We start from the raw sequence: 12,839 nt of genomic DNA on the forward strand, positions 1-12,839 counted from the left end.
GGAAGGGCACTAGAGTGCTTACTTTCAGCCACGACCGTGCAGTCAGAAAAGGGATTCTTATGTTGCAGACTCGCGTTATCCCCCCAGCCGAAGGCGCTTACCAGTATCCGCTGCTGATCAAACGGCTGCTGATGTCCGGCGCGCGCTATGAGAAAACCCGCGAGATCATTTACCGCGATCAATTGCGCTACAGCTATCCGACCCTGATCGAACGGGTCGCACGCCTGGCCAACGTGCTGACGGCGGCCGGCGTCAAGGCCGGCGATACCGTGGCGGTGATGGATTGGGACAGCCATCGTTATCTGGAATGCATGTTTGCCATTCCGATGATCGGCGCGGTGATCCACACCATCAACGTGCGCCTGTCGCCGGAACAGATCCTCTACACCATGAATCACGCCGAGGACCGCTTCGTGCTGGTCAACAGCGAATTCGTCGGGCTGTACAACGCGATTGCCGGGCACCTGACCACCGTCGAGAAAACCCTGCTGCTGACCGACCTGCCGGAAAAAACCGCCGACCTGCCGAGCCTTGTCGGTGAATACGAGCAGTTGCTGGCGGCCGCAAGCACGCAGTACGACTTCCAGGATTTCGACGAAAATTCGGTCGCGACCACCTTCTATACCACCGGCACCACCGGCAATCCCAAAGGCGTGTACTTCACCCATCGGCAACTGGTGCTGCACACCATGGGCGTGTCGACCATCATGGGCGCCATCGACAGCGTGCGGCTGTTGGGCACCAACGACGTGTACATGCCGATCACCCCGATGTTCCATGTGCACGCCTGGGGCTTGCCGTATGTGGCGACCATGCTCGGGCTCAAGCAGGTTTATCCGGGGCGCTACGATCCCGAATACCTGGTGGAGCTGTGGCGCAAGGAAAAGGTCACCTTCTCGCATTGCGTACCGACCATCCTGCAGATGGTTCTCAACGCCAAGGCGGCGCAAGGCACCGACTTCGGCGGCTGGAAAATCGTGATCGGCGGCAGTGCATTGAATCGTGCGTTGTACGAAGCCGCCAAAGCCAAAGGCATTCAGTTGACCGCCGCGTACGGCATGTCGGAAACCGGCCCGCTGGTTTCCTGTGCGCACCTCAACGATGAGCTGATGGCAGGCACCGAAGACGAGCGCACCACGTACCGGATCAAGGCCGGCGTGCCGGGGCCTTTGGTGGAAGCGGCCATTGTCGACACCGACGGTAACTTCCTGCCCGCCGATGGCGAGACCCAGGGTGAATTGGTGCTGCGTGCGCCGTGGCTCACCGAAGGCTATTTCAATGAGCCGCAGAAGGGCGCCGAGCTCTGGGCCGGTGGCTGGCTGCACACCGGGGACGTGGCGACGCTGGACAGCATGGGCGTGATCGACATTCGCGACCGCATCAAGGACGTGATCAAGACCGGCGGCGAGTGGATCTCCTCCCTGGACCTCGAAGACCTGATCAGCCGTCATGCAGCGGTACGCGAAGTAGCAGTGGTGGGCATCGCCGATCCGCAGTGGGGCGAGCGTCCGTTTGCCTTGCTGGTGATCCGCGAAGGCCATGTAATCGGGGCGAAGGAACTCAAGGAACACCTCAAGCCATTTGTGGAACTGGGGCACCTGAGCAAGTGGGCCATCCCGAGCCAGATCGCCCTTGTTACTGAAATTCCCAAGACCAGTGTCGGCAAACTCGACAAGAAGCGGATTCGCCTCGACATCACTGAATGGCAAGCCAACAACAGCACCTTCCTCTCGACGCTTTAAGCGTCTTCCGGCGTGCCCGAAATGGCACGCCAGCCCCACCAAGCAAGCGCTTGGCTTGTGAAATCAGAATTTTCAGCCATCATTCCCGTGCCGACAGGTGTCGGCTTGGCGAAAGGACTGTTCCAGAGTGGCCGGCAGCTGCAAATCACACTTTAGAGGGATCAAGCAGTACTACCTGCTGGCTATAGTCCGCTCAAGGATTTTTAAGAACGGGGCACACGCACAAAACGGGGCGATGCAACTTTGGAGTGAATTCGGAATGCCTTGGCTTCCGGTCAACCACAGCGTTTTTAAAAGTACTCAATGCCATAACAATAATGCACATGGAGTAGCGTCGATGACATCAGTAAACCAGTTCTGGCGCCGGGCAAAACTGCCTCTGGCTGTCAGTCTTGCCTCTTCGCTCGCCGGGCCCGCATTCGGCGTCAGTTTCAACGTTGGTGAAATCGAAGGTCAGTTCGACTCATCCCTGTCGATTGGTGCCAGTTGGTCTACCGAGAGTGCCAACAAGAACCTCATCGGCGTCAACAACGGTGGCCGTGGCCTGTCCCAGACCTCCGATGACGGCCACTTGAACTTCAAGAGCGGGGAAACCTTCTCGAAGATCTTCAAAGGCATCCATGACCTTGAATTGAAGTACGGCGACACCGGCATCTTCGTCCGGGGCAAATACTGGTATGACTTCGAACTCAAAGACGAAGACCGTCCGTTCAAGGACATCAGCGACAACAACCGCAAGGAAGGCGCCAAGTCCTCCGGCGGGCAAATTCTCGACGCCTTCGTCTACCACAACTACTCGGTTGCCGATCAGCCGGGTTCCGTGCGTCTGGGCAAACAAGTGGTCAGCTGGGGCGAGAGTACGTTCATCGGCGGCGGCATCAACTCGATCAACCCGATCGACGTTTCCGCGTTCCGCCGTCCAGGTGCCGAGATCAAGGAAGGCCTGATCCCGGTCAACATGTTCTACGTGTCCCAGAGCCTGACCGAGAACCTTTCCACGGAAGCGTTCTATCAACTGGAATGGGACCAGACCGTTACCGACAACTGCGGTACGTTCTTCTCGCAACCGGACGTGATTTCCGATGGTTGCGATAACAACCTGGCCGTACTGCGGACCCGTAACGGGCTCAACAACTCGTTGGCGGCCGCTCGTTTGCCAGCCGCCTCGCGCAACGCGGTCCTCAACACGCTGGCTGCCAGGGGCGTGAACTGGGGTAACCCGGACGAAGGCGCGATCGTTCGTCGCGGTCCGGATCGCGATGCGCGTGACAGTGGCCAGTTCGGCGTGTCCTTCAAGTACATGTTCGAGCCGCTGGACACCGAATTCGGTGCCTACATGATGAACTACCACAGCCGTGCGCCGATTTTCAGCGGCAAGGGGGCTCCGGCGAGCGCCTATAACGCACAGGCACTGGGTGGCGCTCTGACTGGCGCACTGGTTGGCACTGGCATTCCGCTGGGAACCGCAGCTGGTATCGTGGGTGGCGCGAACGGACTGGCGGCGCAAACCCTGCCATTGGTGGTGGCGGGTAACTCCAGCTACTTCATCGAATACCCGGAAGATATTCGGCTTTATGGCCTGAGCTTCTCCACCACGTTGCCTACCGGCACCGCCTGGAGTGGTGAGTTCAGCTACCGTCCGAACGCACCGGTACAGCTCAACACCACCGACATCCTCTTTTCCGGCCTGACGCCACTGAACCCTAGCGTTTCCGTGCTGCAAGGGCAGCCTGGTGCGGATCAGCATGGCTATCGTCGCAAGGAAGTGTCTCAACTGCAGACAACCTTCACCCACTTCTTCGATCAGGTGATGGGTGCCGAGCGACTGACGTTGGTGGGCGAGGTTGGCTGGACTCACGTCGGCGGCCTGGAAAGCACTTCGAAAGCCCGTTACGGGCGTGACCCGAGCTACGGCCCAGGTCCATTGCCAAACGGTCAGTGCCAGGCATTGAACGCTTCGACCCTGGCAGGCGGTCCGCAAAACAACGTCAACCGCTACTGCGAAAACGATGGCTTCACCACGACTGACTCCTGGGGCTATCGCGCTCGTGCGATCTGGGAATACAACGACGTGATCGCCGGTGTGAACTTCAAGCCGAACATCGCCTGGTCCCATGACGTCGACGGTTACTCGCCTGGCCCTGGCGGCAACTTCGAGGAAGGTCGCAAAGCGGTCAGCCTGGGTCTCGATGCCGAGTACCAGAACACCTACACCGCGTCCCTGGCCTACACCAACTTCTTTGACGGCAAGTACACCACCGTGGATGACCGCGACTTCGTTGCGCTCAGCTTCGGCGTGAACTTCTAAGCACTGCATTTTCAGGACGAACACACCTATGAAAACAACAAAGAGTCTGTTCAACGCTGGAGTTCTGGGGCTAACGCTGCTGGCGACCAGTGTGATGGCAGCGGTCCCTGCGGCCGAAGCGGACAAGCTGGGCAAGAGCCTGACGCCAATGGGCGCCGAGATGGCGGGCAATGCTGACGGTTCGATTCCAGCCTGGAAGCCGATGGCGAAGAACGCCGGCACCGCCGATGCCAAAGGTTTCCTGTCCGACCCGTTCGCCAGTGAAAAACCGCTGTTCACCATCACGGCGCAGAACGTCGATCAGTACAAGGACAAGCTTGCTCCAGGCCAGTACGCGATGTTCAAGCGTTACCCGGAAACCTTCAAGATGCCGGTTTACCCGTCCCATCGCGGCGCGACCGTGCCGGATGACGTGTTCGCTGCCATCAAGAGAAACGCTACCGCCACGGAGCTGGTGTCCGGCGGCAACGGGCTGAAAAACTTCGAGACAGCCGTACCGTTCCCGATTCCAAAGAGCGGCGTTGAGGTTATCTGGAACCACATCACCCGTTATCGCGGTGGCAGCGTGACCCGTCTGGTGACCCAGGCTACCCCGCAGCCGAACGGCTCATACAGCTTGGTGTACTTCCAGGATCAGTTCGTATTCCGCGACAAGATGAAGGATTACGATCCGGCGAACCCGGGCAACATCCTGTTCTACTTCAAACAGGAAGTGACCGCGCCTGCACGTCTGGCCGGTGGTGTGCTGCTGGTGCACGAAACCCTCGATCAGGTGGCGGAACCACGTTCGGCGTGGGTCTACAACGCCGGTCAGCGTCGTGTGCGTCGTGCTCCGCAAGTGTCTTATGACGGGCCGGGTACCGCGGCGGACGGCCTGCGTACCTCCGACAACCTGGACATGTACAACGGTGCACCGGATCGTTACGACTGGAAGCTCGAAGGCAAGAAAGAGATGTACATCGCTTCCGACAGCTACAAGCTCGACGATCCGAAGCTGAAGTACGCCGACATCATCAAGGCCGGTCACATCAACCAGGACCTGGCTCGTTACGAGCTGCGCCGGGTCTGGCATGTGGTTGCAACCCTGAAGGAAGGTCAGCGTCACATCTACGCCAAGCGTGACTTCTACATCGACGAAGATACCTGGCAGGCAGCGGTGATCGATCACTACGACGGTCGTAACCAGCTCTGGCGTGTAGCGGAAGCTCACTCCCAGAACTACTACAACGTTCAAGTGCCTTGGTACACCCTGGAAGCCCTCTACGACCTGCAGTCCGGCCGTTACCTGGCACTGGGCATGAAGAACGAAGAGAAGTCGGCATACAACTTCGGTTTCACTGCCACCACCAGCGACTTCACGCCGGCGGCATTGCGTCAGACCGGGGTTCGTTAACCTGAACTGAACAGAGGCCGCATCCTCGAAAGAAGCCCCGACTGGTTCGGGGCTTTTTTTTGTTCGTAGACTTTTTGTAGCCATTTGTAGCAATAACCTTCATTACCTCTTCGTTTACCGCTAGTCTGCGGACATCTGCAACGCCGCCAACAGCATTTCAAACAAGAGCCGGCCATGACTGATCTGTCCCCACTCCCGGGCCATGCAAGCGTTACCGTCGCAACATTGGACGGGCGTTTTTATCGGCCTCCGCTGCCCGACGGCCATGTGCTGCGGCCTCGTTTATGCGAGCGCCTCAGTGCCGGTCTCGGTGGCCGGCTGCTGCTGGTCAGCGCGCCGGCGGGGTTTGGCAAGAGTTCATTGGCTGTGGAGTTCTGCCAGGGGCTGCCGGCGCATTGGCAAAGTCTCTGGCTGGGGTTGAGTCCGCGGGACAACGATCCAGGCCGTTTTCTGGAGCGATTGCTCGAAGGCCTTCAGGACTTTTTTCCGCAGTTGGGCCGCCAGTCTCTGGGGCTGCTGAAAATGCGTCAGCGGCATCAGCCGTTTGCTTTTGAAGAATGGCTGGACGGCTTGCTCGACGAGTTGGCCGTGCACCTGTTGCCGACAGCGCCATTGCTGCTGGTCCTCGATGACTATCATCTGGCCCAGGGGCCGGTGCTCGATCGTTGCCTGCAGTTTTTCCTCAATCACCTTCCCGACGGCTTGCTGGTGATGGTCACCAGTCGCCAACGTCCGGACTGGCATCTGGCGCGGCTGCGGTTGTCGCGACAATTGCTTGAGTTGCATGAGCAGGATCTGCGCCTGACGCACGACGAAGCCTTGACCCTGCTCGATCGGCACAGCAGTTCGTTGCGTGGCGAAGCACTGGAAAACCTGATCCAGCGCAGTGAAGGCTGGGTTGCCGGCTTGCGTTTCTGGTTGCTGGCGGCCTCCGAAGCCGGTTCCGACGGTGCATTACCCCAGTCCTTGCACGGTGGGGAAGGGCTGATTCGCGATTACCTGCTCGAAGAAGTCATCGATTGCCTGCCCGCCGAGGTGCAGTCGTTCCTTTATGACACGGCCCCTCAAGAGCGTTTTTGCAGCGAGCTGTGCGATGCCGTTCGCGAAGCGCATGACAGCGCCGAGATCCTGCGTTTTCTGCTTGCGCACCAAGTGTTCCTCGTACCACTGGACGAACATGGCCACTGGTACCGCTATCACCATCTGTTTTCCGACCTGCTGCGTACCCGGCCAACCTCACAGGCGATGGTGCCGGCGGCCAGTCTGCATCTGCGCGCGTGTCGCTGGTTCAATGCCCAGGGCCTGCTCGATGAGGCGGTGGAGCAGGCGTTGCGCGCCGGGCATCTGGATGTCGCGGCCAACCTGGTGCAGAACCTTTCGGAAGAGCAATTGCTGGCGGAACAGAATGTCGGCATGTTGCTGCGCTGGAAAATGGACTTGCCCGACAGCCTGCTGATCAGCACGCCACGCTTGATCGTGCTTTACAGCTGGGCCTTGGGGCTGGCCTGTCAGCTCGACGCCGCCGAAGAGTTGGCCAATCATCTGAGCCGTTTCCTGCCGGCCCCCTCGGCCACTGCGCAGAAATCCATGCTGGCGCAATGGCTGGCATTGAGCGGGATCATTGCCCGCGGGCGCGGCAACCGCGAATTGACGCTGCTGTATTGCACCGAAGCGCTGGAAAGCCTGCCATCGAAACGCTACGGCCAGCGCCTGATGTGCCTCTCGACCCTTTCCAACCTGGCCATTGCCGACGGCGACTTGTGGCGCGCCCGTGGCTTGAACCGCGACTCGCTTGAACTGGCGCAACGGGTGGGTAATCCGTTGTTCGAAGCGCTGGCCCATTACGACCGGGCGCGCGTGTTGCAGGCGCGAGGGGAAATCCTGCGCTCGCTGGACGAAGTCCGTCAGGGGCTGCAACGCCTGCAAGGGTTGTCGCCGCAACGGCTGTATGCCGTGCGCGCTCGATTGACCTTGTACGAAGGATTTCTGCTGGCCCTGCGCCTGCAACCACAGACCGCGCGGCTGCGTTTGCAGGCCGGTTTGACTGAGGCCCGCGCCTGTCGCGACATCAGTGTCCTGATCGGCCACTGCGTGATCGCCCGGCTCGAAGGCAGCAGCGGCGAGTTCGCCAAGGCCTTTGCCGAACTCGCCGAAGCCGAACGGTTGATGCACATCTGGGACGTCCCGCCGATTTACTACCTGGCGATGATTACCCTGGTCAAATGCGAACTCTGGCTGGCCCAGGGACGCACCGATCTGGCCGAAGCCTGGCTCGCACGACTGGGCCAGACCTACAACGGCGAAACGCCTGCGGCACCGCCGGAATTCCATCCGCAACTGCCGCTGCATATCGAGTTGCAGCAGGCCTTGCTTGAGGTCATTCAGGCGCAGCCGATGTTGGCCGAAGGGCGATTGAATGCGTTACTCGAGCATGGTCAGCAAACCGGTCGGCAGTTGCTCAGTGTGATGGCGCTGACACAAAAAACCGAACTGCTCCTTGCGCACAACCGCGAGCCTGAAGCCCGGCAGGCCTTCGCTCAGGCCCTTGAAGCGGCCAGTGGCGGCGCGCTTCAGCCTTTTGATGGCTTGTTGACCAAATGCCCTGACTGGCTTCGCGAGCAACTGCAGAACTGCGCGAAAGCGACGGTATCGCAGAGCCTGTCGGAGCGACTCCCCGTTATCGCTGCACGCCTTGCTCCGGAGCCCTCACAAACCTGCGAGCAACTCAGTTCCCGCGAACTGTCGGTTCTGAAACTCATTGCCCAAGGCTGCTCGAACCAGGAAATCAGCGATCAGCTGTTCATTTCCCTGCACACGGTGAAAACCCACGCCAGCCACATCAACAGCAAGCTCGGGGTTGAACGGCGCACGCAGGCGGTGGCGAGGGCCAAGGCATTGGGAGTGTTGGGCTGACGTAGTGTGACGATACACAGGCGGTCAATGGCTGGACGCAATTGTGTGCGAAAATCCCTCGTCCCCGTTTTTATCGAGCATGCCCCGATGTCCCAACAACCGACCCTCATCCGCGAAACCTTCCCCGTAGGCCCGTTGCAGTGCAACTGCACGATCATCGGCGATCCGGTGACGAAGAAGGCCATCGTGGTCGATCCGGGCGGCAATCACGAATTGATCCTCGCACGGCTCGATGCCCTGGGCCTGAAGGTTGTCAGCATCATCCATACCCATGCGCACCTCGATCACTTCCTGGCCTCCGGTCAGTTGAAGGAGAAAACCGGCGCGACCCTGCACTTGCACAAAGAGGATCAGTTCCTCTGGGACAATCTGGAGATGCAATGCCAGATGTTCGGTGTGCCTTACACGCCGGTTCCATCGCCGGATCGCTGGTTGGCCGACGATGAAGAACTCGCCTGCGGTTGCGGCGTGGCGTTGCACACGCCAGGTCATACGCCAGGTTCCATGAGCTTTTGGTTTTCAGAGGCTAAGCTGCTGATTGCCGGTGACACGTTGTTTCGTCGCGGGGTAGGGCGCACGGATTTGTGGGGTGGCGATCAGGCGACCATCGTGCGGTCGATCAAACAGCGCCTGTACACCCTTGATGAAGACGCAACGGTGGTGACCGGTCATGGTCCGGATACGCGTCTGGGTGATGAAATGCGCGACAACCCTTTTGTGCGGGCTTAAGGGGATCGACGGAATTTTCTGCGCCCGAAATGATCCAACGCCCGCAAAGAACCAATGCCTAAGACCCGTTGCATCCCAGAATGCAAAAAGTAGGAGCTCTTCATGTTCACCAAGCAGCGTTTGATTATTGTCGCTACGGCTGTGGCCTTGCTGTCAGGCTGCGCCTCGCCCAACCCATATGACAGCAGCCAGGGGCAGGCCGACGGTGGTTCCACGGGCATGAGCAAAACCGCCAAGTACGGCGGCCTCGGCGCTCTGGCGGGTGCGTTGGCCGGTGCCGCCATCAACCACGATAACCGTGGCAAGGGTGCGCTGATCGGCGCCGCCGTAGTGGGTGCTTCGGCTGCCGGTTACGGTTACTACGCCGACCAGCAAGAGAAAAAGCTGCGCGCCAGCATGGCCAACACCGGTGTTGAAGTGCAGCGTCAGGGCGATCAGATCAAGCTGATCATGCCGGGCAACATCACGTTCGCCACCGATTCGGCGAACATCGCTTCCAGCTTCTATCAGCCACTGAACAACCTGGCCGGTTCGCTCAAAGAGTTCAACCAGAACCAGATCGAAATCGTTGGTTACACCGACAGCACCGGCAGCCGTCAGCACAACATGGACCTGTCCCAGCGTCGTGCGCAGAGCGTGGCGACTTACCTGACGTCCCAAGGTGTCAGTGGTGCCAACCTGTCGGCGCGTGGCGCCGGGCCGGATAACCCGATTGCCAGCAACGGCGACGTCAATGGCCGGGCACAGAACCGTCGCGTCGAGGTCAACCTCAAGGCGATTCCGGGTCAGGAGTACCCACAGCAGTAAACGCAGCCCCTTTACCCACCTGACTGAACCCCAGGCGTAAAAAAAACCGCCCGATCCTAAACAGATCGGGCGGTTTTTTTGTGTCGAAAGTTCTGGCCCCTTCGCGGGCAAGCCCGCTCCCACAGTGACCGAGTCGCTTGATAGGTACGCGATCCCCTGTGGGAGCGGGCATGCTCGCGAAGGGGCCGAGTCGGCACCAAAGGTATTGGATCAGCAACAAAAAAGCCCCCGGACAATCACTCGTCCGAGGGCTTTTGTGTATCGCGCGAAACCTGATTACTTCTTCAGGCCGTAATGCTCATCAAGCATGCCCGGCGCGTTCGGGGCTTTGGGGGCGTAGTCGCGAGGCGGCTCCTGATTGCGCGGTGGCGTCAGGCGTTCCCGTGGGGCCGCTGCCGCGTCGGCGTGCAGCGAAGCCAGCAGGCGTTGGCGGGTTTGCTCGTCCAGGGCCAGGCGGTTGGCACCCTCGGCGAGGTGATCCTGCACTTCCTGATAGCTCTGAGTCAGTTTCTTGACCAGGTTTGCAGTGCTGTTGAAGTGGGTAACCACCTCGTTCTGATAACTGTCAAAACGTTCCTGAATGTCATCCAGCTGACGTTGTGTGCTGCTCGGCGCGGCGTTCGGCACCAGGCGAGCGATCAGGAATCCAATGGCGACACCCACAACCAGGGCAAGAGTCGGCAACAACCAAACTAAGAGCGAGTGTTCCACGAGTCCTTCCTCTATAAACGGCTTTGCTTTACGTTAACGGCTCGAACCTGCGCTGTATACCGCGATTCACTCGCAATACATCGGCACAGACAATTTGCTAGACGAGTCGACCCGATTCGAGGTCACGGAGTTCCTTCCTTGCTTATGCGCGAAACCCCTGTAGTGATTGACGGCCCGGTCGGTCAACTGGAAGCTCTTTACCTGAACAATGAAGCGCCGCGCGGCATCGCGCTGATCTGCCACCCGAACCCGGTGCAGGGCGGCACCATGCTCAACAAAGTGGTCTCGACCCTGCAGCGCACCGCGCGCGATGCCGGTTTGATTACCTTGCGTTTCAACTACCGTGGCGTCGGTGCCAGCGAAGGCACGCACGACATGGGGACCGGAGAAGTCGACGATGCCCAGGCAGCGGCCGCATGGCTGCGTGCCAAACACCCTGATTTGCCGCTGACGTTGTTCGGTTTCTCCTTCGGCGGTTTTGTTGCAGCAAGTCTCGGCGGACGCCTGGAAGCGCAGGGTGAACAGCTCAAGCATTTGTTCATGGTCGCGCCAGCGGTGATGCGCCTCGGCGATCAAGACCCACTGCCGCAGCAGGGCGAGCTGACCCTGATCCAGCCGGAAACCGATGAAGTCATTGACCCGCAAGCTGTCTACGACTGGTCCGAGAAACTCGATCGTCCCCATGAGCTGCTGAAAGTGGCAGAATGCGGACACTTTTTTCATGGCAAGCTGACCGATCTCAAGGATCTGATCCTGCCGCGTCTTTCGAATTGATTGCAGTCTGACAAGCGATTACCCATGACGACTCGTACCCGTATCCTCACCGGCATCACCACCACCGGCACGCCGCACCTGGGCAACTACGCCGGTGCCATCCGCCCGGCGATCCTTGCCAGCCGCGACAGCAATGCCGATTCGTTCTACTTCCTGGCCGACTACCACGCCCTGATCAAATGCGATGACCCGCTGCGCATCCAGCGCTCGCGTCTGGAAATCGCCGCGACCTGGCTGGCCGGTGGCCTGGATGTGGACCGCGTGACGTTCTATCGCCAGTCCGACATCCCGGAAATCCCGGAACTGACCTGGCTGTTGACCTGCGTTGCCGCCAAGGGGCTGCTCAACCGCGCCCACGCCTACAAAGCTTCGGTGGACAAGAACGTCGAAACCGGCGAAGACCCGGATGCCGGTATCACCATGGGCCTGTACAGCTATCCGGTGCTGATGGCCGCGGACATCCTGATGTTCAATGCGCACAAGGTGCCGGTCGGTCGTGACCAGATCCAGCACGTGGAAATGGCCCGGGACATCGGTCAGCGTTTCAACCATCTGTTTGGCCAGGGCAAAGAATTCTTCACCATGCCCGAGGCGCTGATCGAAGAAAGCGTCGCGACGCTGCCCGGCCTCGACGGTCGCAAGATGTCGAAGAGCTACGACAACACCATTCCGTTGTTCAGCAGCGCCAAAGAGATGAAAGACGCGATCTCGCGGATCGTCACTGACTCCCGCGCGCCGGGCGAAGCCAAAGATCCAGACAATTCGCACCTGTTCACGCTGTTCCAGGCCTTTGCCACCCCGGCGCAGGCCGACGAATTCCGCAGCGAATTGTTGCAGGGCCTGGGTTGGGGCGAGGCGAAGAATCGTCTGTTCCAACTGCTCGACAGCGAACTGGGCGAGTCCCGCGAGCGTTATCACCAACTGATCGAACGCCCGGCTGATCTGGAAGACATCCTGCAAATCGGTGCGAAAAAGGCCCGTGCCGTAGCGACGCCTTTCCTTAACGAATTGCGCGAAGCGGTCGGCTTGCGTTCTTTCGTGGCCCAGACGCAAGTCGCGGCGACCACCAAGAAGAAAGCCGCGAAAGCTGCGCGTTTTGTCAGCTTCCGTGAAGACGACGGCAGTTTCCGCTTCCGTCTGCTGGCGGCCGATGGCGAGCAACTGCTGCTGTCGCGCAACTTCGCCGACGGTAAAACCGCTGGTCAGGTGACCAAACAACTGCAAGCGGGCCAGCCTCTGGACGTGCGCAATGAAGACCTGAGCTTCAGCGTCTGGCTGGAAGGCGAGTGCGTGGCCGATAGCCCGGCGTTCGCCGACACGGCGGCCCGTGACGTTGCCATCGACGCTCTGCGGATTGCGCTGACGCCGGTTCAGGAATAATCAACGGCTCGGTCCGACCAAGGGCCGATTGCCATTCCCACGGGCCATCGCTACAGTGACGGCCCGTTTTTGTTGCCTTGCT

The 12,839-nt window shown here is 59.9% G+C and carries 9 protein-coding genes; 8 read left to right on the plus strand and 1 reads right to left on the minus strand.

The annotated features are described in order from the left end of the window. The first annotated feature begins 59 nt into the window (after positions 1-59). From IB254_RS20930 to IB254_RS20955, 6 genes are all read left to right on the plus strand, one after another. Complete coding sequence (locus IB254_RS20930) at positions 60-1,742, plus strand: fatty acid--CoA ligase (RefSeq protein ID WP_192419214.1); 1,683 nt, start codon at positions 60-62, stop codon at positions 1,740-1,742. Between the two features lie 337 nt (positions 1,743-2,079). Continuing rightward, complete coding sequence (locus tag IB254_RS20935; protein WP_008037261.1) at positions 2,080-4,050, plus strand: DUF1302 domain-containing protein; 1,971 nt, start codon at positions 2,080-2,082, stop codon at positions 4,048-4,050. Between the two features lie 28 nt (positions 4,051-4,078). Continuing rightward, positions 4,079-5,443 (plus strand): DUF1329 domain-containing protein, encoded by a 1,365-nt coding sequence (locus tag IB254_RS20940; RefSeq protein WP_008037263.1) that lies wholly within the window; start codon positions 4,079-4,081, stop codon positions 5,441-5,443. Between the two features lie 174 nt (positions 5,444-5,617). Then, positions 5,618-8,356 carry a LuxR C-terminal-related transcriptional regulator gene (locus IB254_RS20945; RefSeq protein WP_192419216.1) on the plus strand — a complete coding sequence of 913 codons (2,739 nt, stop codon included), beginning with the start codon at positions 5,618-5,620 and terminating at the stop codon, positions 8,354-8,356. Between the two features lie 87 nt (positions 8,357-8,443). Then, positions 8,444-9,085: an MBL fold metallo-hydrolase gene (locus IB254_RS20950; RefSeq protein ID WP_008025937.1), complete on the plus strand. Its 642-nt coding sequence runs from the start codon at positions 8,444-8,446 to the stop codon at positions 9,083-9,085. A 102-nt stretch (positions 9,086-9,187) separates the two neighbouring features. Then, entirely contained in the window at positions 9,188-9,892 is a 705-nt protein-coding gene (locus tag IB254_RS20955) for an OmpA family protein (protein WP_008037276.1), read from the plus strand. A 276-nt stretch (positions 9,893-10,168) separates the two neighbouring features. Here the strand turns inward: IB254_RS20955 and IB254_RS20960 are convergent, their stop codons facing one another. Continuing rightward, positions 10,169-10,603, minus strand: a complete 435-nt coding sequence (locus IB254_RS20960) for a YhcB family protein (protein ID WP_008025941.1) — start codon at positions 10,601-10,603, stop codon at positions 10,169-10,171. A gap of 144 nt (positions 10,604-10,747) precedes the next feature. Between IB254_RS20960 and IB254_RS20965 the strand changes: the two genes are divergently transcribed. Together IB254_RS20965 and IB254_RS20970 are read left to right on the plus strand one after the other, a co-directional pair. Next, positions 10,748-11,377 carry an alpha/beta hydrolase gene (locus tag IB254_RS20965; RefSeq protein ID WP_192419218.1) on the plus strand — a complete coding sequence of 210 codons (630 nt, stop codon included), beginning with the start codon at positions 10,748-10,750 and terminating at the stop codon, positions 11,375-11,377. 24 nt (positions 11,378-11,401) lie between these two features. Then, positions 11,402-12,757: a tryptophan--tRNA ligase gene (locus IB254_RS20970; RefSeq protein WP_192419219.1), complete on the plus strand. Its 1,356-nt coding sequence runs from the start codon at positions 11,402-11,404 to the stop codon at positions 12,755-12,757. Positions 12,758-12,839: the final 82 nt, after the last annotated feature.

Origin of the sequence: Pseudomonas sp. PDM03 (genome assembly GCF_014852385.1) — a bacterium.
GTDB lineage: Bacteria > Pseudomonadota > Gammaproteobacteria > Pseudomonadales > Pseudomonadaceae > Aquipseudomonas > Aquipseudomonas migulae.